The 21,148-nt window shown below is 63.4% G+C and carries 17 protein-coding genes; 11 read left to right on the forward strand and 6 right to left on the reverse strand.

Annotated features, from left to right (window positions below; genetic code table 11):
• The first annotated feature begins 86 nt into the window (after positions 1 to 86).
• Complete coding sequence (locus PDMSB3_RS01120; protein ID WP_035517744.1) at positions 87 to 1,427, forward strand: MFS transporter; 1,341 nt, start codon at positions 87 to 89, stop codon at positions 1,425 to 1,427.
• Positions 1,428 to 1,640: 213 nt separating this feature from the next.
• On the opposite strand, the gene PDMSB3_RS01125 is transcribed toward PDMSB3_RS01120, so the two are convergent.
• Entirely contained in the window at positions 1,641 to 3,398 is a 1,758-nt protein-coding gene (locus PDMSB3_RS01125; protein ID WP_007179596.1) for a methyl-accepting chemotaxis protein, read from the reverse strand.
• 428 nt (positions 3,399 to 3,826) lie between these two features.
• On the opposite strand from PDMSB3_RS01125, the gene PDMSB3_RS01130 reads away from it, so the two are divergent.
• The 8 genes from PDMSB3_RS01130 to PDMSB3_RS01160 all read left to right on the forward strand — a co-directional run bounded on the left by PDMSB3_RS01130 (position 3,827) and on the right by PDMSB3_RS01160 (position 11,143).
• Positions 3,827 to 4,399 carry a TetR/AcrR family transcriptional regulator gene (locus PDMSB3_RS01130; RefSeq protein WP_165184294.1) on the forward strand — a complete coding sequence of 191 codons (573 nt, stop codon included), beginning with the start codon at positions 3,827 to 3,829 and terminating at the stop codon, positions 4,397 to 4,399.
• A gap of 57 nt (positions 4,400 to 4,456) precedes the next feature.
• Positions 4,457 to 5,332 (forward strand): SDR family NAD(P)-dependent oxidoreductase, encoded by an 876-nt coding sequence (locus tag PDMSB3_RS01135; RefSeq protein WP_007179594.1) that lies wholly within the window; start codon positions 4,457 to 4,459, stop codon positions 5,330 to 5,332.
• A 61-nt stretch (positions 5,333 to 5,393) separates the two neighbouring features.
• Positions 5,394 to 6,347 (forward strand): SDR family oxidoreductase, encoded by a 954-nt coding sequence (locus PDMSB3_RS01140; RefSeq protein ID WP_007179593.1) that lies wholly within the window; start codon positions 5,394 to 5,396, stop codon positions 6,345 to 6,347.
• Positions 6,344 to 7,045, forward strand: coding sequence for an NAD-dependent epimerase/dehydratase family protein (locus tag PDMSB3_RS01145; RefSeq protein ID WP_165184296.1), 702 nt, complete (start codon positions 6,344 to 6,346; stop codon positions 7,043 to 7,045). The genes PDMSB3_RS01140 and PDMSB3_RS01145 overlap by 4 nt, the downstream gene beginning before the upstream one ends.
• Positions 7,046 to 7,209: 164 nt before the next feature.
• Positions 7,210 to 8,754, forward strand: a complete 1,545-nt coding sequence (locus tag PDMSB3_RS01150; RefSeq protein WP_165184298.1) for a sensor domain-containing diguanylate cyclase — start codon at positions 7,210 to 7,212, stop codon at positions 8,752 to 8,754.
• Between the two features lie 442 nt (positions 8,755 to 9,196).
• Positions 9,197 to 9,442, forward strand: coding sequence for a hypothetical protein (locus PDMSB3_RS37720; RefSeq protein WP_035517741.1), 246 nt, complete (start codon positions 9,197 to 9,199; stop codon positions 9,440 to 9,442).
• Positions 9,439 to 9,627 (forward strand): hypothetical protein, encoded by a 189-nt coding sequence (locus tag PDMSB3_RS37725; RefSeq protein ID WP_232064088.1) that lies wholly within the window; start codon positions 9,439 to 9,441, stop codon positions 9,625 to 9,627. Before PDMSB3_RS37720 ends, PDMSB3_RS37725 begins: the two co-directional genes overlap by 4 nt.
• Positions 9,628 to 9,835: 208 nt before the next feature.
• The gene (locus PDMSB3_RS01160) at positions 9,836 to 11,143 is read left to right on the forward strand and encodes a solute carrier family 23 protein (RefSeq protein WP_165187311.1); all 1,308 of its coding nucleotides are present in this window, start codon (positions 9,836 to 9,838) and stop codon (positions 11,141 to 11,143) included.
• Positions 11,144 to 11,259: 116 nt separating this feature from the next.
• Here the strand turns inward: PDMSB3_RS01160 and PDMSB3_RS01165 are convergent, their stop codons facing one another.
• Positions 11,260 to 12,915, reverse strand: coding sequence for a Na+/H+ antiporter (locus PDMSB3_RS01165; RefSeq protein WP_165184301.1), 1,656 nt, complete (start codon positions 12,913 to 12,915; stop codon positions 11,260 to 11,262).
• A 383-nt stretch (positions 12,916 to 13,298) separates the two neighbouring features.
• On the opposite strand from PDMSB3_RS01165, the gene PDMSB3_RS01170 reads away from it, so the two are divergent.
• Both PDMSB3_RS01170 and PDMSB3_RS01175 read left to right on the forward strand, forming a co-directional pair.
• Positions 13,299 to 14,576: a sensor domain-containing phosphodiesterase gene (locus tag PDMSB3_RS01170; RefSeq protein ID WP_007179588.1), complete on the forward strand. Its 1,278-nt coding sequence runs from the start codon at positions 13,299 to 13,301 to the stop codon at positions 14,574 to 14,576.
• A 115-nt stretch (positions 14,577 to 14,691) separates the two neighbouring features.
• The gene (locus PDMSB3_RS01175) at positions 14,692 to 15,390 is read left to right on the forward strand and encodes a copper homeostasis protein CutC (protein WP_165184303.1); all 699 of its coding nucleotides are present in this window, start codon (positions 14,692 to 14,694) and stop codon (positions 15,388 to 15,390) included.
• A gap of 127 nt (positions 15,391 to 15,517) precedes the next feature.
• Here PDMSB3_RS01175 and PDMSB3_RS01180 read toward each other — a convergent pair whose 3' ends face one another.
• From PDMSB3_RS01180 to PDMSB3_RS01195, 4 genes are all read right to left on the reverse strand, one after another.
• Positions 15,518 to 19,105 carry an indolepyruvate ferredoxin oxidoreductase family protein gene (locus PDMSB3_RS01180; RefSeq protein ID WP_165184305.1) on the reverse strand — a complete coding sequence of 1,196 codons (3,588 nt, stop codon included), beginning with the start codon at positions 19,103 to 19,105 and terminating at the stop codon, positions 15,518 to 15,520.
• Positions 19,106 to 19,337: 232 nt separating this feature from the next.
• A complete protein-coding gene (locus PDMSB3_RS01185; protein WP_007179585.1) occupies positions 19,338 to 20,309 on the reverse strand; it encodes an ion channel in 972 nt (323 codons plus the stop codon).
• A 283-nt stretch (positions 20,310 to 20,592) separates the two neighbouring features.
• Positions 20,593 to 20,838, reverse strand: a complete 246-nt coding sequence (locus tag PDMSB3_RS01190) for a hypothetical protein (RefSeq protein WP_007179584.1) — start codon at positions 20,836 to 20,838, stop codon at positions 20,593 to 20,595.
• Between the two features lie 78 nt (positions 20,839 to 20,916).
• Complete coding sequence (locus PDMSB3_RS01195; protein ID WP_007179583.1) at positions 20,917 to 21,147, reverse strand: hypothetical protein; 231 nt, start codon at positions 21,145 to 21,147, stop codon at positions 20,917 to 20,919.
• Position 21,148 lies beyond the last annotated feature (1 nt).

The raw sequence follows: 21,148 nt of genomic DNA on the forward strand, positions 1-21,148 counted from the left end.
TCGCCATCCGGCAGCACCGTTTCCATTCGTCCCCACGCCGGATCGGCGCCACACTCGGCGCGATCCGGTTCTCAAGAAGGTGCATTGTGAAAACACTGGCGAATCATGAATTACATATTCCGGCGCGCACCACGGGGATCGTGCTGCTGCTGTGCTGGCTCGCGATCCTCTCGGAAGGCTACGACCTTGGCGTGATGGGCACCATCATTCCGGCGCTGCTGAAAGATCCGGTCTGGCATCTGTCGCCGCTCGAAATCGGCACGATGGGCAGTGCGGCGTTGCTCGGAACGCTGATCGGCGCATACGCGTTCGGCGTGCTGAGCGATCTGGTCGGGCGCAAACGCGTGCTGATCGCATGTGTCGCACTGTTTTCGCTGTCGATGCTTGCTGCCGCCAACGCGAGCACTCCGGCGATGTTTTCGTTCGTGCGGCTGATCGGAGGTCTGGGTCTTGGCGGCGTGATTTCGGCGGCGGCGACGCTAACGGTCGAATATTCGGCGGCGAAGTCGAAGAACCTGAATTTCGCGCTGATGTATTCGGGCTATTCGCTCGGCGCGCTGGTGTCAGCTCTCGTGGGCATGGCGTTTATGGCCGCACACGGCTGGCGCGCGATCGTCGCGGTCGGCTTTCTGCCGATCGTATTCGTGCCGTTCATGATGTGGCTGTTGCCGGAATCGCTCGATTATCTCGTGGCGACCAACCGGCTCGATCAGGCTGGCAAGCTTGCGAAGCGGCTCGGCATTTCGCTCGAAGCGGTGGTTGGAAAACGGAACGGTGTCGATCATTCGCTCGCGCTGCGTGATGTGGTCGAAGCGCTCTTCAATCGCGAAACGTTCGTTACGACGATGCTTGTGTGGATCACCGAATTCATGGCGATCCTCGTGATTTACGGACTTGGCGTGTGGTTGCCGCAGATCATGCGCAAATCCGGTTACGACCTCGGATCGAGCCTGCTGTTTCTCGTGGTATTCAGCCTTGCATCGGCAATCGGCGGCGTGCTGCTCGGCCGAATCTCCGATCGCTTCGGTGCGCAAAAGACGATCGGCCTATGGTTTTTCATCGGTGCGCTCGCGATCGCCGGACTGTCGATAAAAAGCTCGTTGCTGGTCAACTACGTACTGGTTTCGCTCGCGGGATTCGGCACAGTGTCAGCGGGGTTGATCTATCTCGGCTTCATTCCGACTTTGTACCCGCTGCACGCACGCACCACGGCGACAGGCTGGGCCGTTGGGTTCGGGCGGTTTGGCGCGATGACCGGGCCATTGGTCGGCGGTGTGATCACGGGTATGAATGTCGGCGTAACCTGGGCGTTCATGATCTTCGCTGGCGCTGCCTTGATCTCGTGCCTCGCGATTCTCTGCATTCCGCGTAAGGCGCCCGCGGTGCAGCAGAGAGCATCCATCGGAGCAACGCTGAATTCGCATTAGATCGTCGCGCGCTGCGCGCATAGAGCAGATGGAGCGCCTCTTGAAACGCGGCGCCGCGACTGAATCGACTGGCAGGCGGGCACGAACCAGTTTGCTATCCTGATTGGTGATTGATTCACGCGGGCGCGCGGAAGATTATTTTATCAACCGCGTCGCCCACCAGAATGCGGACGGGCCCGTCCATACGCTCGGCGCTCGATCAGAGAAGAACGCTCAAAACCGATCCCAGCCGTCGTCCGCACCGGCCGCTACCGCCGCTACAGCCGCCGTCGCCAGCGTGGCAGCCGGCGTCGCAACAGTCGCGGAGGTTGCACGCATGACGCGCCGCACCGGCGCAACAACAGCCGGTTCGCGTCGCGGCCTCTCCTTCTGCAAAGGAGCAACAGAAGCACACGCCCCCGCCGCATCGCCATTCAGAATCTGAAAGAATGCCACGGCTTCATTCAACTGCTCGCCCTGATCTTCCATCGACCGCGAAGCCGCCGCCGCTTCTTCTACCAAAGCGGCATTCTGTTGCGTGACGTTGTCCATCTGCGTGATCGCAAGATTGACCTGCTCGATGCCGCGGCTTTGTTCACTCGACGCCGCCGCGATCTCCGACATGATGTCCGTCACCCGCGCCACCGCCTGGGTGACTTCGGCCATCGTCTTGCCTGCCTCGCCGGCGAGCGTCGAGCCGTCGCGAATCTTGTCCACGGAGGTGGCAATCAGATCCTTGATCTCCTTGGCCGCGCTCGACGAGCGCTGCGCCAGGCTTCTGACTTCGCTCGCGACCACCGCGAATCCGCGGCCCTGTTCGCCTGCGCGTGCGGCTTCGACCGCCGCGTTGAGCGCGAGAATGTTCGTCTGGAATGCAATGCCTTCGATAATGCCCGTGATGTCCGCGATCTTCGTCGAGCTCTCGCTGATATCGTGCATCGTATTCACGACCTGGCCGACCACCTCGCTGCCTTTCCGCGCGACCGACGAAGCATTCGTGGCGAGCATGCTGCCTTGCTGCGCATTGTCGGCGTTCTGCCTCACTGTGGAAGTGAGTTCTTCCATACTCGACGCCGTTTCCTGCAACGACGCTGCCTGCTGTTCGGTGCGCTGGCTCAGATCCATGTTGCCCGCGGCGATCTGGCGTGCCGCGCCGGCAATGCTCGTGCTGCTGTCGCGCACGCGTGCGACGATCGTGGTCAGCCGTTCGTTCATCTCGCGCAGCGCGCTCAGTAGCCGGCTGGTTTCGTCGCTGCCATTCACGCTGATGCGCGTGCGCAGGTCGCCTTCGGACACTGTGCGGGCTACGTCGATTGCCTGGCGCAGCGGTCTGGTGACCGCGCGCGTGATCAGCGCGCAAGCGCCGATTGCGAGTGCCACCGCAATCAGGCTGATTGCGATCAGCAGATTGCGCTGGTTCTCGTAATGTGCCGCGTATTCGTTGATCAACTGTTCCTGGCGGTTACGCGCGTAGTCGGCATATGCGTTGGTCGCGCGAATCAGCGCGGCGAGTAATGGCCGGCATTGATCGTCCATCTTGACGATCGCCTCGTCGTGCTTGCCGGTCAGCGCGAGATTGACGATGTCGGTGGCGACCGGCCCGTACAAAGCCTCCACCCGATTGATTTCGGCGACGAGGCGGCGCCCTTTCTCCGTCGCGTCGGTTGAGGTCGCAATCATGTCGTTGAGCTTCTTCAGATCGGCTTGCACATCTTCATGCGCGCGCAGCACATCGGCTTTCTCTATTTCGAGATCCTGAGGTTTGCTGACGAGCACGAGGTTACGCGCGGCGATGGCCCGCCGATCGACAGCGGTTCGTACTTGCATGACCATGTCCGCGCGTGCGTTGATGCCATGCACGAAGCTGGAAAATCCATCGGTTGAGTCGCTGAGTGCCTTTAGCGCAAGCATGGAAACCGCAACGACGATAAGAGACAGAATGCCGAAGCCGGCAATGAGTTTGGCTTTGATGGTGAGGTGCTTCGATGTCACGATTTTTTCTCCAATAACGAAACGTGAATGCGTTCGCAATGGACTCTCAGGTCCGGGTATGGGAGCGTCTAGGTGGCCGCCGTGCATTGCGGCGGGCCTGCGCGATCTACTCAATCTGGGTCCAACGTCGAACGTGGACACAAATAGGTATCCCATTTACGGAATATCGGATCGAGCCTCCCAAATACTGAGGGTGGCTCGGGTATGTCTCTATAAAGTTTGCGAAAGATGACCGGAGAATGCGTAATTTTGTGCTGAATGAATATATTTGGTCATATGGAGAAAACATCCGATTACGTTTTCATTTCATATTTCTTGGGCTGTCATATCGCGACGCGAAAGCGCACAAAAACGCTTGAACCAAAGCATTGTCAGCGTATATGATTGAGCAATCACTCATTTATGATTCGTCGTCGAACTGAACCCGCATGGCCCGCCCCAAGAGCGAAGACAAACGTAATGCCATTCTCGCTGCCGCAGCGCAGGTCATCGCCGAGCAGGGGCTGGGCGCGCCCACCTCGCGCATCGCCAAGGTGGCGGGTGTGGCGGAGGGAACGCTGTTCACATACTTCGACAACAAAGACGACTTGCTGAATGTCTTGTATCTCGACATCAAGCGCGAACTGCGCGAGGTAATGATGACGGCCTATCCGAAGCACGCCAGCGTGCGCGAGCGCGCGCAGCATGTGTGGAACCGCTTTGTCGACTGGGGCGTCGCGCAACCGCACAAGCGCCGCGCAATGGCTCAACTCGCCGTGTCGGAGCGGTTGACCGACCATACGCGCTCGACAGGCATGCAGTCGTTCGCCGACATCAACGAGATGATTCAGGCGAGCGTCGCGAGCGGAGCGTTGCGGGATCACCCGCCGGCGTTTCTGTCGGCGATCATGGGCGCACTGGCGGAAACGACCATGGACTTCATCGCTCGGGAACCGGCTAACGCCGAGCGCTACCGCCAGGCTGGTTTCGATGCGTTCTGGAATGCGATCGCGCGCCATTGAATTTTTTTGTCACGTTAATGAGTGATTACTTGCTCAACTAAACTGAAGGAGTAAACGATGGCTAAGGTCTGGTTGGTTACCGGCAGCGCCCGCGGTCTCGGGCGGGAAATTGTCGAGGCAGCGTTGCAGGCGGGCGAGCAGGTCATCGCGACGGCGCGCGATCCGCGTCAGCTGGCGGATCTCTCGGCGCGTCATGGCGAACGGGTTCGCCCGGTCGCGCTCGACGTCACCGATCCGCAGGCGGCGCGGCAAGCCGTGCAAGCGGCGCTTGACGCGTTCGGCCGGCTGGACGTGGTGGTCAACAATGCGGGCTTTGGCCACCTGGTACCGTTCGAGCAAACTTCCGAGGACGACTTCCGCTCGCAGATCGACACCAACTTCCATGGCGTCGTCAACGTGACGCGCGCGGCGCTGCCGGTGCTGCGCCAGCAGCGGGCCGGGCACATCATTCAGATTTCGTCGGTGGGCGGACGCGTCGGAATAGCGGGCTTGAGCGCGTACCAGGCGGCGAAGTGGGCAGTGGGCGGCTTCACCGAGGTGCTCCGCCAGGAGCTTGCGCCCTTCGGCGTTCATGTCACTGCGCTCGAACCGGGCGGCATGAAAACTGGCTGGGGCGATCGGGCGGCCGGCGCCACGCCGGAATTGCTGGCGGATTATGTGCCCTCGGTCGGCGCCGTGGCGGATATGCTCTCGCAGTACATCGGCCACGAAGCCAGCGATCCGGCAAGGGTCGCGCAAGTGGTGCTCAAGCTCGCGTATCACGATTCCTTGCCGGCGCATCTTTTGCTCGGCAGTGACGCATTGCACTACTGTGGCGAAGGCGACAAGGCGCGCGCGGCCGACGCGCAAGCGTGGCAGGCCGTCAGCATGTCGACGGATTTCTCCGCGCCGGCGGCGCTGCCGCCATTTCCGGCCGCCTCGGCGAAAGCTTGAGCGCGCTGTCGGGCAGCCGGGCCAGCGCCACCTTATCCAATGCAATCTAAGGAGCAACGATATGGCGAATTGGACCACGGCGGACATTCCGCGGCAGACCGGCCGCCTCGCGGTGATCACCGGCGCGACCGGCGGGCTGGGTTTCGAGACGGCGCTCGCGCTGGCCGGCGCGGGTGCAAACGTCGTGCTTACCGGGCGCAACGAGCAGAAAGCGCAAGCCGCGCTCGCGGCGATTCGCGGGCGATATCCCGCCGCGCAGATTAGCTACGCGCATCTCGATCTGGCGAGCCTCGCTTCGGTGCGCGGTTTCGCCGAGCAATTCGCCGAGGGGCACGCGGCACTCGATCTGCTGATCAACAATGCCGGCGTGATGATGCCGCCCACGCGGCAAACCACCGCGGACGGTTTCGAACTGCAATTCGGCACCAACTATCTCGGGCATTTCGCGCTGACCGAACGGCTGCTGCCACTCTTGCGCGCGGGGCGCGAGCCGCGCGTGGTCAATCTGAGCAGCCTCGCGCACAAGACCCGCGCGGCGATTCATTTCGACGACCTGCAGTGGCAGCGCAGCTACAAGCCGTGGCCCGCCTACGCACAATCGAAGTTGGCCATGCTGATGTTCGCGCTCGAACTGCAACGCCGCAGCGACGCAAACGGCTGGGGTCTGCTGAGCAACGCCGCGCATCCCGGTTATGCGCGGACCGACCTGATCGCCAATGGCCCGGGTGCCGACACGGTCCTGCAAATGCTCAACCGCGTGACGTTCGAACCACTGGCGAGCCAGTCGGCTGCGGACGGCGCGTTGCCCACGCTGTTTGCCGCAACCGCGCCCGAGGCCAGGCCTGCCGGCTATTACGGTCCGAGCGGTTTCTTCGAGTTGAAAGGCCCGCCGGGCGACGCGCAGATCGCCCCCCATGCGCAGGACAAGGCGGTCGCTGCCCGTTTGTGGGCGGTATCCGAAGCACTGACTAACGCGCGCTGGCCGGGCGCGATCGTGGAGCATGCTACATCATGAAGGTTCTTATATTCGGCGCGACCGGCATGGTCGGACAGGGCGTATTGCGCGAATGCCTGCGCGCGCCCGATGTCGAGGCGGTCCAGACCGTCGGCCGCACTCGCAGCGGGCAGCTCGACCCACGGCTCATCGAAGTGATTCAGCAGGACCTGACCGACATTCGCGCGATCGAACCATCGCTGAATGGTTTCGATGCGTGCTTCCTCTGCCTGGGTGTATCGTCGGCGGGCATGCAGGAGGCGGAGTATTCGCGCCTGACCTACGACCTGACGATGGCCGTGGCGCAGACGCTCGCCCGCCTCAATCCGCAGATGACCTTCGTCTATGTGTCCGGCTCGGGCACCGACGGCACGGAGCATGGTCGCAGCATGTGGGCACGCGTCAAGGGCCGCACCGAAAATGCATTGCGGCGGTTGCCGTTCAAGGGCGTCTATCTGTTCCGTCCGGGCGTGATCGAACCGCTGAACGGCGCGCGCTCGAAGACCCGTTCGTACCGGCTGTTCTACACGCTGGCGAAACCCTTCCTGCCGACGCTGCGTGCGCTCCTGCCGAACCAGATTCTGAGCACGGAAGACATCGGTCTCGCGATGCTGGCAGTCGCGCGCCAGGGCGCCGACAAAGCGGTGCTGGAGACCGCCGATATTCGCGCATTGAGCCGCTCTGCATCCAGACCCGTCCTCGGTCTGCACGCAGGCTGAAAGCGGGCGAAGCCATAAAAGTTTGCCCGCTGGGCAAGGCTGCGCCTCGTCGATAATTCTGTGCATCACAGCGTCTGGTAGGCTACAGGTTCACGGTACGCGCCGACCTGGATGCGGCCCTCCTGTTCACGCGCGTTGGTCCGCGCATGCCCGAACGAAAATCCATGGTGACGCGCCGACCGAACATCGTGATTGCGATCAGTATCGTGCTAGCCAGCGCGATTCTCGCGATCGCCGTGTGGGTGCTGGCGCAGATGCGCGACGACGCATTGCGGCGTGCCCAGGACTCCGTATTCAACGTGTCGCTGCTGGTCGAACGCGACGTTTCACGTAATCTGGAAATCTACGACCTTTCGCTGCGTGCGGTGCTCGACGGGCTGAAGCAGCCGGGCGTGCTCGACCTGAAGCCGGCTATGCGCCAGATGGTGCTGTTCGACGGCTCGGCAAGCGCGAAAGACATGGGTTCGATCCTCGTGACCGACGAGGCCGGCAACATCAGGTTCGACTCACAGGCCACCCCGCCGCGCCAGGTGAATCTCGCCGACCGCGATTACTTCAAGGTTCAACGGGACTCGCCCAACGTCGGCCTGTTCATCAGCCACCCGTTCATGCCGAAGGTGGCCGGCAAAGACGTCAGCATCGCGCTGAGCCGGCGGATCACGCGGCCGGACGGCCGTTTCGGCGGCGTGGTGGTCGGCACCATGCGTCTTACCTATTTCCGCAGGCTGTTCGCCGGCATGCATCTCGGCGCCGGCGGCTCGATGGCGCTGATGCTGAGCGACGGCACGATGCTGATGCGGCGTCCGTACGATCCGAAAATTATCGGTATCAATCTGACCGGCACCGTCAATTACTCGCGCTTCACCCAGCAGCCGAGCGGCGACTTCTTCGGCACGGCGGCGATCGACGGCGTCGAGCGCTGGTATGCGTTCCGCCATATCGACATGTATCCGCTGATTCTCGACGTCGCGCTGTCCACGCGTGACATCTACGCGCAATGGCGGCATCGTGCATGGATCATCGGCTCGCTGATCGCCGCGCTCGACGCGACGATCATCGCGCTGGCCGTCCTGTTCTCGCAGCAACTGCGGCATCGCCGCGCGGCTGAAGAAGAATTGCGCGTGCTGGCGCGCACCGACGGGCTGACCGGACTCTTCAACCGCCGGACTTACGAGGAGCAGGCGGAAGAAGAGTGGCGCCGCGCGCGGCGCAACGCGTGGCCGCTATCCATACTGCTGATCGACGTGGACAGTTTCAAGGGTTTCAACGACCTGTACGGTCACTCGGCGGGCGACGAAGCGCTGATCGGCGTGGCGCGCTGCATTTCGCAGAGCGTGCGGCGCCCCGGCGACACGGCGGCGCGCTATGGCGGCGAAGAGTTTGCCGTGCTGCTGCCGGATACCGACGAAGCCGGCGCAACCCGCATCGCCGGGAAGATTTGCGCCGCGGTTGAGGCTCTGCAGCTTCGCCACGTGGCGAGTTCGCATCGCGTACTGACCGTGAGCATCGGAGTTGCAACCACGCGAGGCCAGGCATTCGCCACGAGCCGCGCGCTCGTGGATGCCGCCGACGAGGCCCTCTACGAAGCCAAAGATGCCGGCCGCAATTGCGTGCTGTGCTTCAGCGCGACGACCCGCGCAACCCGTGTGATGCGTGCGACGCTGGGCGCCGCAGCCGGGCCGGGCGCTAAAGCGAACAACCCGATCTGACGCATTGAGCGGAAGTCATGTCCGCGCGCATGCAGGTATCCGCGTTTGCATGAACAACGGATCGTGCGGACGAAAAAAAACCGCTCACGCAGGGGGAGCGTGAGCGGAAAAGTCGGAGAGTTACAACATCGCATGCGCTTGCTCATGGGGATCAACGCAGCAAGCCAAGTTTAGGCTCTTGCCCCCGCTCGACATATCAGACGATTCCCAAAAAATTGGTGCGCGACTTGCGGTCCCATCGCTCTTCTGCGATCCGGCTTCACGCACTACGCGTGACTTACAACATCCTGTCCCGGTTTTTCCGAACATTTCGCGCATCAAGTCCCTGTGAAGGCCGCCGTGAATGGGGTGGGAGCGTCGCTGCGCAGCGGCAAGATCGCGAAATGTTTCGCGATGGCGCGGCGGCACGTGCGTCCCGGAGCGACTCGTGAAGGATGGTGAAATGAAGTGGTTCGACCGTATGCCTGTGTTCAGGAAACTGCAGCTCGCGTTTTTTGTCGTGATCGGTTTTTGCGGCGTGACTGCGCTGGGTATGCTGTCGTCGATGCACGACATTACCGACGCCATCTGCAATAAGCACATGAACGGCCTCTACTGGATGGAAGAGGCGAATCGCCACAAGATCGATTCCGATCCGGCCGTCGCGAATCTCGGCTACGCCGCCGACGACGCCGGCCGTCAAATTTGAAGGACAACATTGTCGGCTCGCTCAAGGAAATGCACGACGCCTACGACCCGTATCGCGCGACGATCGGGACGGGCAAGGGGCAGGAGATGTTCGCCGACGTGCTGCGCAAGTCGGCGGTATGGGAAAGCATCCGTGCATCAGCAGATCGGTCTCGAACCGATTCCAGCCGGCATCGACAACCATGAACTGGTGCGCCGCGCGATTGCGTCGAGCGAGGCGCTGCGCGATCGCATCACGACGCTGACCGACTGTCGCCGCGCACCCACGCCGCGCATTTCCCCGAACTTGCCAGGCCCAATGGCACTCCGTACACTCGCGCGTAATTCATGGGCGGCGCCTGTTCCGGCGCGGTCCACCACCATAAATAACGCCGAACACAGGAGAACCCCCGCCATGGCCGATTCCTATTTTCCCCGCTGGCGCGCGCAGCCCGCGGCTGCCGAGGGCCGCATCGTCGGCACCGACGAGCGGCTCGCGTGGCCGCAGATGTTCGCGATGGGCGTGCAACACGTCGTCGCGATGTTCGGCTCGACGGTGCTCGCGCCGTTGCTGATGGGCTTCGATCCGAACCTGTGCATCTTCATGTCGGGCATCGGCACACTGCTGTTCTTCGTGCTGGTGGGCGGGCGCGTGCCGAGCTATCTCGGTTCGAGCTTCGCGTTCATCGGTCTCGTGATCGCGGTGACGGGATACGGCGGCCACGGTCCGAACCTCAACATTCCGGTGGCGCTGGGCGGGATCATCGCGTGCGGCGTGGTGTATGCGCTCATCGGCCTGATCGTGTCGGCGGTCGGCACGCAATGGATCGAAACGCTGATGCCGCCGGTCGTGACAGGCGCGATTGTCTGCGTGATCGGTTTGAATCTGGCGCCTATTGCCGTGCATGGCGTGAGCGGCAGCAACTTCGATTCGTGGATGGCGCTCGTCACCGTGCTGTGCGTTGGCGCAGTGGCGGTGTTCGCGCGCGGCATGCTGCAGCGTCTCCTGATTCTGGTCGGCCTGCTGATGGCATATGTGATCTACGCGATCGTCACGAACGGTCTCGGCATGGGTAAGCCGATCGATTTCGCGATCGTCGCGAACGCGGCCTGGTTCGGTATGCCGCACTTCACGGCACCGGTTTTCAACATGCAGGCCATGACCCTGCTCGCGCCGATCGCGGTGATTCTGGTGGCGGAAAACCTCGGTCACATCAAGGCGGTGAGCGCGATGACGGGCCAGAACCTGGACCGCTACGTCGGCCGCGCATTTCTCGGCGACGGATTCGCGACGATCGTTTCCGGCTTCGCCGGCGGCACCGGTGTTACGACGTATGCCGAGAACATCGGCGTGATGGCCGTCACCAAGATTTATTCGACGCTGGTTTTCGTGATCGCCGCACTGATCGCGCTGGTGCTGGGCTTTTCGCCGAAGTTCGGCGCGGTGATTCAGACCATTCCGGGACCGGTGCTGGGCGGCGTGTCGATCGTCGTGTTCGGGCTGATCGCCGTGACCGGCGCGCGGATCTGGGTCGTCAACAAGGTGGACTTCTCCGATAACCGGAATCTGATCGTGGCCGCGGTCACGCTCGTGCTCGGCGCCGGTGATTTTTCGCTGAAGCTCGGCGGCTTCGGTCTGGGCGGCATCGGCACCGCGACGTTCGGCGCGATCATTCTCTATGCGCTTCTGAGAAGGAAGCCGGTGCAAGGTCCGGTGGCCTGATTTTTTCTCTCCGGTATCAAGCGGTATCGGCGGGTTCGCCGGCGGCATGGGCTTCTTCTTCGTGATGTCTCATTCGAAGCGAGCACCGGCCGCCGGGACTGCAACCCGCCAGCGCGTCATTTCCTTCGCGCCGTCAGCGCAGTCTCCGACAGATCCACTTCGCGCATGAGCTTGTTCAACGTCTCGTCGTTGATCGCCTGGCTGCTGCGCAGCGCCAGCAGCGTCTTGCGCTCGGCTCGCATGGCCGCGAGCTTCATCCTGAACTCCAGCGCGTCGGCGCGGCGTGCCAGTTCGCGGGGTTCCTGCTCTTCGTCGAGCGTGGCAAGGCGGCGCCGATAGAGATCCATCACGCGCGCGGTGACATCGGCCGCGTACGCCGAGGCGGACTCGTCCAGATCCGCGCACTCGGTGTCGTGCACCTCGTCGACGGCGCGAATCGCGGCTTGCGCGGCCATCGTACGCGCGAGCAACTCCTCGGCGGCATGCGGATCCTTGACGCGCCGCCAGCCGCTCAGCAACAGCGGCAACGCCACCACCGCCACCAGCAGCGAGAGCAGAATCACACCGGACGCAATGAAGATCGCCAGATCGCGGCCCGGCAACGGGACGCCGTCCGGCAACACCTCCGGCAACGAGAGCACGCCCGCGAGCGTCACGGCTCCGCGAACGCCGGCCACCGTCGTCACCGCGACCGTGCGCAAGCCCGGCACCGCATTCGCCATGCCCCGCTTGGTGGCGCCGCGGCTCGCGAACCAGCGCAGCAGCCACACCCACACGAAGCGCATCGCATAGAGGGCAGCAGCCACTGCCGCGATATAACCGATCAGCAGCCCGACCTGCGCGTTGCTCGTCTCGTGCGCGTCGAGCAACGCGCGGCCGAGAATGTGCGGAAACTGCAGCCCCAGCAGAATGAACACCATGCCGTTGAAGACGAACTCGATCATCGTCCACGTGCTGTTGGCGCGCACGCGCGACGACACCGGCCCGGCGTTCGCGAGGGTCGCGTAGTTCATCGTCATGCCGGCGGCGACCGCGGCCAGAATGCCCGACAACTCGAAGCGCTCGGCGATCAGATAGGCGGCGAACGGAATCAGCAGCGTCATCACGACACCGGGCGCCGGATCGCCGTCTTCAGTGAGATTCAGGAAGCGCGCCGACACGAAGCTGAACAGCCAGCTCACTGCCGCGCCTGTCGCGAGGCCGCCCACGGCGATGATCACGAAACTGATCGACGCGTCGCGCAACGAAAACACGCCGGTCAGCGCCGCGGCAATGGCGAACTTCAGCGCGACCAGTCCCGACGCGTCGTTCATCAACGCCTCGCCTTCCAGTATGTGCATGAGCCGCCCGGGAATCTTGCCCTTGCCGACTATGCCGGACAGCGCCACCGCATCGGTCGGCGACAGCACCGCGGCCAGCGCGAACGCCACCGGCAGCGAGATCGACGGCACCAGCGCATGCACGAAGTAGCCGACCACCAGCACCGTCACGAAAACCAGCCCGAGCGCGAGCATCAGGATCGAGCGGCGCGCCATGAAGAACTCGCGCTTGGGAATACGCCACCCGTCCGCGAACAGCAAAGGCGGAATGAACAGCACCATGAAAATTTCCGGATCGAAGGTGACATGCAGCCCGAGCTTCGGCCATGCGAGCAGCGCACCGATCGCGATCTGCACGAGCGGCAGCGGCAACGCGATGGGCAGGATGCGGGTGACGACGCCCGATGCGGCGACGGCGAGCAAAAGAATCAGTACGGTAAAGACAATATCCATCGGTCTATTTCTGGCGATATAACGACTTTGCTTCGGCGGGCTTCAGTGAGTTTCGACGATGCGCCCGCGCGGCGCTGACGAAGTGTAAGGCAGAAGTTTAGCCCGACGACGCGTCGCGCCATCGCCGGCCCGGCATGTGGCGCCGATCCGTGGCGCATGACTGCCTCGAACGGACCGGCGCACCTTAACGGTGCGTGTCACGCCCACAGGCGGCGCATGCTCCCGTCCGCGGGCGCAGTCTTTCGTCTAAATTTCATTGGAATGTGTGTCAGCGTGCGCATGGAGCTTGCTTAAGGTATATCGATGACGCACATTTGAGAGACGGCGCCGAGGTTGTTCGCCTCCGCGTTCGGACCGGCCCGGCTCTCGCGTGAGAGGACTGCATGACGATTGCGCAACAGGAAAGGACGGCCGGCGCGCCGCATGGCTTCGATGTCGAGATGACGTCGGGGCTCGAACGTTTTACGGTGAAGCATGGCGAGCTCACGCTCAGTAGCGTGTTCCAGCCGATTTTCAGCCTCTCGCATATGCGGGCGGTCGGCTACGAGGGCTTGCTGCGCGCGCATGACGCGCTCGATCGGCCCGTGTCGCCGCTCGACGTATTCGGCGAGGCCGCGCGCCTCGGCGAAGTGCTACAGGTGGACAGGCTCGCGCAGACTTTGCATCTGGAGAATTTCAAGGTGCTCGGCGCCGAGCGCGAATGGTTGTTCCTGAACGTGCACCCGGCGGCGCTCACCGATCCGTATCTGGCGGCCGCGTTGCTGGCCACGCTGAAGCGGCTCGACCTGTCGCCGCGGCGCATCGTGCTCGAGGTGCTGGAGCATCGCGCGGAAGATCTGGAGCGTCTCGCCGACGCTGTGCGCCAGTTTCGCGAGCGCGGCTTCCTGATCGCGCTCGACGACTTCGGCGCGGGACACTCGAACGTCGAGCGGATCTGGCAATTGAATCCCGATATCGTGAAACTCGACCGCATCATGCTGTCGCACGCGGCGCACCGCGCAGACATGGCGACGATTCTGCCCGGCCTCGTCGCGCTGCTGCACGAAGCAGGCAAGCTCGTGCTGATCGAAGGCGTGGAAACGGAGCATGAAGCGCAGATGGCGCTCGCCTGCAACGCGGACTTCGTGCAAGGCTTTTTCTTCGGCCGCCCGAATCCGGGGGCGGCCGACGCGTTGCACGCGACCACCTGCATCAGCGAACTGACCGAGCGTTACCGCGACCAGACCGAAGCACGCGAGCGCCGCAATGCCAGCCGGCTCGCGCCGTACTTGCGGGCTTTCGAGCGGGCGGCGGAACGCCTCGCGGCCGGCGAACCGCTCGAAGAGGTGTGCTGGAATTTTCTCGCCCTCGACCATGCCGCACGCTGCTTCCTGCTCGATGCGAAGGGCAAGCAGGCGGGCCGCAACGTCGTGTTGCGCGCCGATCGTGCGGCGCATGAAACGCGCTTTCTGCCGTTGGCCGACGCGCAAGGAGCGAACTGGCTGCGTCGCCCATATTTTCGCGATGCGATCAATGCGCCGGAGCGTGTCCATGTGACGCGCCCTTATCTGTCCATCAACGAGGCTTTGCCGTGCGTCACGCTTTCGGTGGCGACGCGGGTCGGCGAGCAGACCTGCGTGCTGTGCGGCGATATCGACTGGGTGGACGAAGAGCGTTATTGAGTGTGCCGCCTGACTGTCGCTCTGCGACAGTCCCTTCGGGGTGACAAAAATACCTGGGGCGGTCCGGCGTATTTTTGGGGGATCATGTCGGTTTCAACGATCTTCAGCCGTGCTTATGTCCGTTCTTCTGGAAGTCATTGCCACGACCGTTGCCGACGTGCGCCTCGCCGCGCAAGCGGGCGCCAACCGTCTCGAACTCGTCACCGCGACGGGCGAGGGCGGCCTTACGCCAAGCCTCGGCCTGATCGAGGCGGCAGTGGCGGCGGTTGAAATTCCCGTGAACGTGATCGTGCGGCCGCATAGCCGCTCGTTCGTGTACGACGCCGACGACTACGCGGTGATGTTGCGGGACGTGCGGGCGGTCAAGGCAGCGGGCGCGAACGGTGTCGTGATCGGCATGCTGGACGCTGAAGGCGGAATCGACCGCGAAGGTCTCGCCCGCGCGATCGATGCGGCTGACGGACTGGCCGTCACCTTCCATCGCGCGTTCGACGAAGCGCGTGATCTGCGCGAATCGCTCGACGTGCTGCTCGGTTTCGACGCCGTGACGAACGTGTTGACCTCGGGTGGGCGACCGTCGGCACTGCACGCGAAAGCCACGATCCGTGAACTGGTGCGGCAAGCCTCCGGTTCGCATTTGACGGTGCTGGCCGGCGCCGGTTTGACGGTCGAGGCGATCACTGGTTTTGTGAGCAGCACGCAAGTCGAAGCGGTGCATTTCGGTTCGGGCGTTCGGGTGGACGATAACGGTCTCGCGCCGGTAGACGCCGACAAGGTCGCGAGGGTCAGAGCGCTGCTGGACGCGCAGGCGTGAGCGTCCCGACGCATCGCGCGGATAAATCATCGGGCAAAGAAAATGCCGCTTCGGGAGCGATCCCGAAGCGGCATGTATGCACGCATGTCCGCGTGCGACTAACCGCGCGGCTAGTCTTGCGATAACACTACTTCGCGACGACCACCGGAATCCCGCGCAACTGTCCCGCGCCTTTCACCTCTTCCAGCGATTTGCGCACCGACTCACCCGTCGCCGCTTCGATCTGCAAGCGTGCGGCGAGATCGCGCTCGCCACGCTTCACACCCGCCAGATTCGCGAGCTTCACATGACCATAGCCGCGCACGCGGGCGTGCAGGTCCGCCAGCTTCGCCACTTCTTCGAGGTTGTCGGCATCGAGCTTCGCGAGCGCACGCTGCAACGTGGTTTCGTAATCGCCGGCGAGTTCGCGCTCCATCTTGCGCTCCAGCGTGCGGCCGAACGGATCGAGCAGCGTGCCGCGCAGACCGCGGAATTTCGCCAGCGTGCCGAGCACCGGCCACATCCATTGACCGAAGGTTTTCTTGGCCGGATTCTTGCCGGGTTCCGGGCGCGTGAGCGTGGGCGGCGCGAGATTGAACTTGATGCCGAAGTCCTTGCCGGCCACGCCTTCGAATTGCGCTTCCAGTGCTTCACGGAACGCGGCATCGGTATGCAGGCGCGCCACTTCGTATTCGTCCTTCACCGCGAGCAGGCGATAGAACGTGGTCGCCACCGCGCGCGTCACGCGCTCGCTGTTCGCATCCACGGCGGTTTCCGCGCGGCGTGCCGCATCGACCAACGCGCGATAGCGCTTCTGGTAGCTCGCGCCGCCGTAAATCTGGAGACGCCCTTCGCGATGCGCGATCAGTTCGTCGAGCGTATCGACGCGCACAGTCTGCTTCGCCTGATGCCGTGCTTGCCACAGCGATTCGAGCGCGGCCGGATCTTCGGCGGCGAGGCGGCCGATCGAAAACGCCAACTGGTTCATCGGCACCGCGACGTTGTTCAACTCGATCGCGCGCATCATCGCGCCGAACGATACCGGCACCAGACCGAGTTGCCAGGCATAACCGAGCATCAGAATGTTCGCACCGATGGTGTCGCCGAGAAAGCGCGTGGCGAGCGCCTGCGCGTCGCACGTCGACATGCGCTCCGCGCCGGCCGCGTGACGCATCTTGTCGAGCAGCGCGTCGGCGTGCAGCGTTGCGTCCGGATTCGTCACGAACGTCGCGTTCGGAATCGCGTGCGTGTTCACGACAATGCGCGTGCGGCCATGACGCACCGTTTGCAGCGCATCGGCGCTTGCGCCGACCACCATGTCGCAGGCGAGCAGCACGTCGGCCTGTTGCGTGTCGATGCGCACCTGGTTGAGCCACTCGTCGCGCGCGGCAAAACGCACGAACGAGAGCACCGAGCCGCCCTTTTGCGCGAAGCCCATGAAGTCGAGCACCGACGCGCTCTTGCCTTCCAGATGTGCCGCCATGCTGATCAACGCGCCGACCGTCACGACGCCCGTACCGCCAACGCCCGTCACCAGAATGTCGTACGGCGCGGCGTCGAGATGCGTGGCGGGAATCGGCAGCGCATCGACGCGCGCGGCAAGTGCGGCCGGATCGAACGCGGCGCCCGCCGCTTTCTTCAGCTTGCCGCCTTCCACCGTGACGAAGCTCGGGCAGAAGCCGTTCACGCACGAGTAGTCTTTGTTGCACGACGATTGATCGATGCGGCGCTTGCGGCCCAATGCGGTTTCGACCGGTTCCACCGAGAGGCAATTCGACTGCACGCCGCAATCGCCGCAGCCTTCGCAAACCTCTTCGTTGATGAAAAGACGCTTGTCCGGATCGGGGAATTCGCCTTTTTTCCGGCGCCGGCGTTTTTCCGCCGCGCAGGTTTGGTCGTAGATCAGCACGGTCACGCCGTCGGTGTCGCGCAATTGGCGCTGCACGGCATCCATTTCACTGCGATGGTGAAACGTGGTGCCCTTCGGAAAGAGGTCGTGATGGCCGTCGTACTTTTCCGGCTCGTCGCTGACCACGACGAAGCGCGACACCCCTTCGGCTTCCACCTGACGCGCGATCTGCGGCACCGAGATGCTGCCGTCCACCGGCTGGCCGCCCGTCATCGCGACGGCGTCGTTATAGAGAATCTTGTACGTGATGGTGGCTTTCGCGGCGACCGCCTGGCGGATCGCCAGAATGCCGGAATGGAAGTACGTGCCGTCGCCGAGATTCTGGAACACGTGGCGCGTTTTCGTGAACATGGAATGCGACGCCCAGTCCACGCCTTCACCGCCCATCTGGATGAGACCGGTCGTGTCGCGCTCCATCCACGACGCCATGAAGTGACAGCCGATCCCCGCATGCGCGATCGACCCTTCCGGCACTTTGGTGGACGTATTGTGCGGACAACCCGAGCAGAAGTACGGCGTGCGCTTCACGCTGTCCGCCGCGTTGGAGAGAATTTGCGGCGCGACCAGATCGACCACGCGTTCGCGGCGATCGAGCGCGGGCTTGTGCTTCGCGAGCCAGTTGGCGAACACCGGCAGAATGCGCGACGGCCGCAATTCACCGAGCGAGGACAGCAGTAGCGTGCCGTCTTCGGCATTCTTACCGACGACGATCGGCCGCGTGCCTTGCGTGCGGTTGTACAGATAGTCCTTGATCTGCTGTTCGATGACCGGGCCTTTCTCCTCGATCACCAGCACTTCGGACAGGCCGGAGACGAACGCGTCGATACGCGTCATTTCCAGCGGAAACGACAGGCCGACCTTGTAGATGCGCACACCGGCCGCCTCCAGATCGGCGACCGTCAGATCGAGGCGGCGCAGCGTTTCCATCAGGTCCAGATGCGCCTTGCCGCAGGTCACGATCCCCACGTTCGCATGCGGGCTCGGCGCGATCCATTTGTCGATGCTGTTCACGCGCGCGAAGTGGCGCACCGCGTCGAGCTTGGCATGCATGCGCGACTCGATCGTCAGGCTCGGCAGATCCGGCCAGCGATTGTGCAGGCCGCCGGCCGGCGCTTCGAAATCCTGCGGCGCGGCCCAGTCGGTGCGCAGCGCGTCGAGATCGACGGTCGAGCCCGACTCGACCGTTTCGGAGATCGCCTTGTAGCCGACCCACGCGCCGGAGAAGCGCGACAGCGCCCAGCCGTACAAACCGAATTCGAGCATGTCGGCGATGTTCGATGGATTGACGACCGGCATATGCCAGGCCATCAACGCGAAGTCGCTCTGATGCGGCATGGACGACGACACGCAGCCGTGGTCGTCGCCCGCCACCACCAGCACGCCGCCATGCGGCGACGAGCCGTAGGCGTTGCCGTGCTTGAGCGCGTCGCCGGCGCGGTCCACGCCCGGGCCTTTGCCGTACCACATCGCGAACACGCCTTCGACGGTGCGCTCCGGGTCCGATTCCACGCGCTGCGTGCCGAGTACGGCGGTGCCGCCGAGTTCTTCGTTGATGGCGGGCAAGAAGCGGATATCACTCGCCGTGAGCAGTTTCTTCGCCTTCCACAATTGCTGATCGACCATGCCGAGCGGCGAGCCGCGATAACCGCTGATGAAACCGGCGGTGTTCATTCCGCGTGCCTTATCGGCGGCGCGCTGCATGAGCACGAGGCGCACCAGCGCCTGCGTGCCGGTCAGGAAGATGCGGCCGCGCGTCGCGGTGAGGTTGTCGGACAGCTTGTAATCGGCGAGTGCGGGCGTGCCGTCGATGGGCAGGCGAGCGGTCATGGGTGAGTCTCCAATATTTGCATCCGCGCGCGGTGGTGGGGACTACAAACGTCACGCAGCGAAAGAGACTCTATTTTTTAGCGCCGATTGGAGTGGATTTTTTCTACTTCGACCCGCCGTTCACGAATAGGCGAGAAGAGCCGCACGTTTTAACGGAGTTTTGAGATAGATCTGCCGCGCCGTGGCCGTGTTGGGGTATGCCCTGGTGCGTTTCGAGCGCGTCTCGAACGTCTTATTGCGCCGGGGCCGTTGCTCTCGCTGCGGCGATCGGCGCCTCGTCGAGCGGCACGATCTCGTCGAAATGCGAGTAGTCGATATGGCTCACGCCGTCCTGCTCGCTCATGATGTCGACGAAACGGTAATGCCAGCGGATCTGATCGCACGACCACAAGTGGCGCGCCTGCATGGTTTGCGCGGTCGACTCGTCGACGCCTTCCAGCGTGAGAATCAGCGAAGTGTCGCGTTGCTTGAGCGTTTCGGCGGTTTCGCCGAACAGCGGGCTGCTTTCGTCGACGATATGCATGACCGTCCAGCCCAGCTTGAACACCGGGTGCTGATCGCGCACCAGCGTCAGATCATAGAGTTTGCGCAGCGTATAACCTTCGGCCGTGGTTTCCTGGCGCAGAAGGCGCAGCCTTGCGTGGGCTTCAGCGATCACGTTCTGACGCGCGTTGGCCGAGCGCACCATGAGCGTCATGCGGCCGTCGAGCGGCCGGATCACCGCGTGGCGGGCGAACATGATCTTGGCGTGCGGGCGGGAAAAGCGCGCGAAGATCAGGCCGGTCGCCAACGCAATGCCGGACATGCCGACGAAAATTTCCAGCGTGGCGATCCAGTGCGCGTAGACGGTTTGCGGATGCATGTCGCCGTATCCGACCGTCGCGAGCGTTTCGACGCTAAAGAAAAATGCGCCGCCGAAACCGGCGGGAAACTGATTGGCGATCGGCGCGTTGCCCAGCATGTAGAGTGCGGCGAAGGTGGTGTTGAGCAGCAGGAACAGAACCGCGAGCGAGACGAAAAACGTCGGCCAGCGAACCGCGAGCGCGCGGTGATAGAGATCCTGCCAGAGCGGTGTCGGCATGCCGTGGGCGATGATCACGCGATCGTCCAGGCGCAGTTCACGGCTGCCGCGCGGGCGGCGCGTCGGCGCGCGTGCTTCGCCGTTGCCGAAGGCGGAAGGACGGTCCGTTGGTTCTGTAGCCATCGCTGGTTCGTGGAAATGAAAACGGCCAAAGCGTAGCATGCCGCCTGGTTTGCGAAAGGTGATTTTCGGCGGGTGCGCGGGCGCATCGCGGATGTGGCTGGAAGCGCTGCTGCGGTGTGCTGTCGTGCTCACCTCCGGCCTTCTAACACCGTGTGCGCGGATCGCCGGCGCACCGACTGTGCCCGCCACGAACGGCGCTTCGTTCAGGCATGCCGACACGGCGTCATCGCGCTCGGCACCGTGCGCTCACGCAACCACGCCACGGCATACGCGCGCTTCGGCTTTACGGAAAGGCGCGCGGCCTGGGAATACCCGCACCGTGTTCGATATCGTCGACGGCCTGCTGGTGGGCCGCCGCGACCGCTTCGGTCTCGGCACCGTAGCCGTTGTCGCCGCCTACCGTCGTCCACGGTTTGACGGCCTTTTCGCGATGGCGGATTTCGTATTCCGCATCCCAGCGTGCGCCGTTGAGTTCGAGCGGGCGGACGTGAATCGAATACACGCCGTAGAGGAAGAGTTGTTCAGCCATGACCGCCTCCGGCCAGTAGATCCAGGGTGGCGCAACGCGAACGCACATGCAAACACGAAGGGCGCGGCGCCGGTCTGCCTAGAGTTCGATTTCCCCGAGGATGCGATGAGCGAGCGCCTTGGCTTCTTCGAGGGCTTCCTCCGGCGTCGACGAAGTGGCTTCGACTTCGTAGACCGTGGTTTCCTGATCGGCGGTTTCGTCGCCTTCGTCGCGCGAGAGGGTGACCACGCCCTGCCAGGTGTCTTCTTCTATTTCTCTTGTCGAGGCAATGGCCGTGTAGATGCCTTTGGTGTAGGTGATGTCGTCCATG

This window comes from Paraburkholderia dioscoreae, assembly GCF_902459535.1.
Taxonomy (GTDB): domain Bacteria; phylum Pseudomonadota; class Gammaproteobacteria; order Burkholderiales; family Burkholderiaceae; genus Paraburkholderia; species Paraburkholderia dioscoreae.

Excerpts from the sequence above, each read along its gene's own strand:
- PDMSB3_RS01145 (WP_165184296.1), top strand. The coding sequence starts at position 6,344 with ATGAAGGTTCTTATATTCGGCGCGACCGGCATGGTCGGACAGGGCGTA.
- PDMSB3_RS01195 (WP_007179583.1), bottom strand. The coding sequence starts at position 21,147 with ATGGACGACATCACCTACACCAAAGGCATCTACACGGCCATTGCCTCG.
- PDMSB3_RS01130 (WP_165184294.1), top strand. The coding sequence starts at position 3,827 with ATGGCCCGCCCCAAGAGCGAAGACAAACGTAATGCCATTCTCGCTGCC.
- PDMSB3_RS01185 (WP_007179585.1), bottom strand. The coding sequence starts at position 20,309 with ATGGCTACAGAACCAACGGACCGTCCTTCCGCCTTCGGCAACGGCGAA.
- PDMSB3_RS01190 (WP_007179584.1), bottom strand. The coding sequence starts at position 20,838 with ATGGCTGAACAACTCTTCCTCTACGGCGTGTATTCGATTCACGTCCGC.
- PDMSB3_RS01150 (WP_165184298.1), top strand. The coding sequence starts at position 7,210 with ATGGTGACGCGCCGACCGAACATCGTGATTGCGATCAGTATCGTGCTA.
- PDMSB3_RS01140 (WP_007179593.1), top strand. The coding sequence starts at position 5,394 with ATGGCGAATTGGACCACGGCGGACATTCCGCGGCAGACCGGCCGCCTC.
- PDMSB3_RS01165 (WP_165184301.1), bottom strand. The coding sequence starts at position 12,915 with ATGGATATTGTCTTTACCGTACTGATTCTTTTGCTCGCCGTCGCCGCA.
- PDMSB3_RS01170 (WP_007179588.1), top strand. The coding sequence starts at position 13,299 with ATGACGATTGCGCAACAGGAAAGGACGGCCGGCGCGCCGCATGGCTTC.
- PDMSB3_RS01175 (WP_165184303.1), top strand. The coding sequence starts at position 14,692 with ATGTCCGTTCTTCTGGAAGTCATTGCCACGACCGTTGCCGACGTGCGC.
- PDMSB3_RS37720 (WP_035517741.1), top strand. The coding sequence starts at position 9,197 with ATGAAGTGGTTCGACCGTATGCCTGTGTTCAGGAAACTGCAGCTCGCG.
- PDMSB3_RS01180 (WP_165184305.1), bottom strand. The coding sequence starts at position 19,105 with ATGACCGCTCGCCTGCCCATCGACGGCACGCCCGCACTCGCCGATTAC.
- PDMSB3_RS01135 (WP_007179594.1), top strand. The coding sequence starts at position 4,457 with ATGGCTAAGGTCTGGTTGGTTACCGGCAGCGCCCGCGGTCTCGGGCGG.
- PDMSB3_RS01160 (WP_165187311.1), top strand. The coding sequence starts at position 9,836 with ATGGCCGATTCCTATTTTCCCCGCTGGCGCGCGCAGCCCGCGGCTGCC.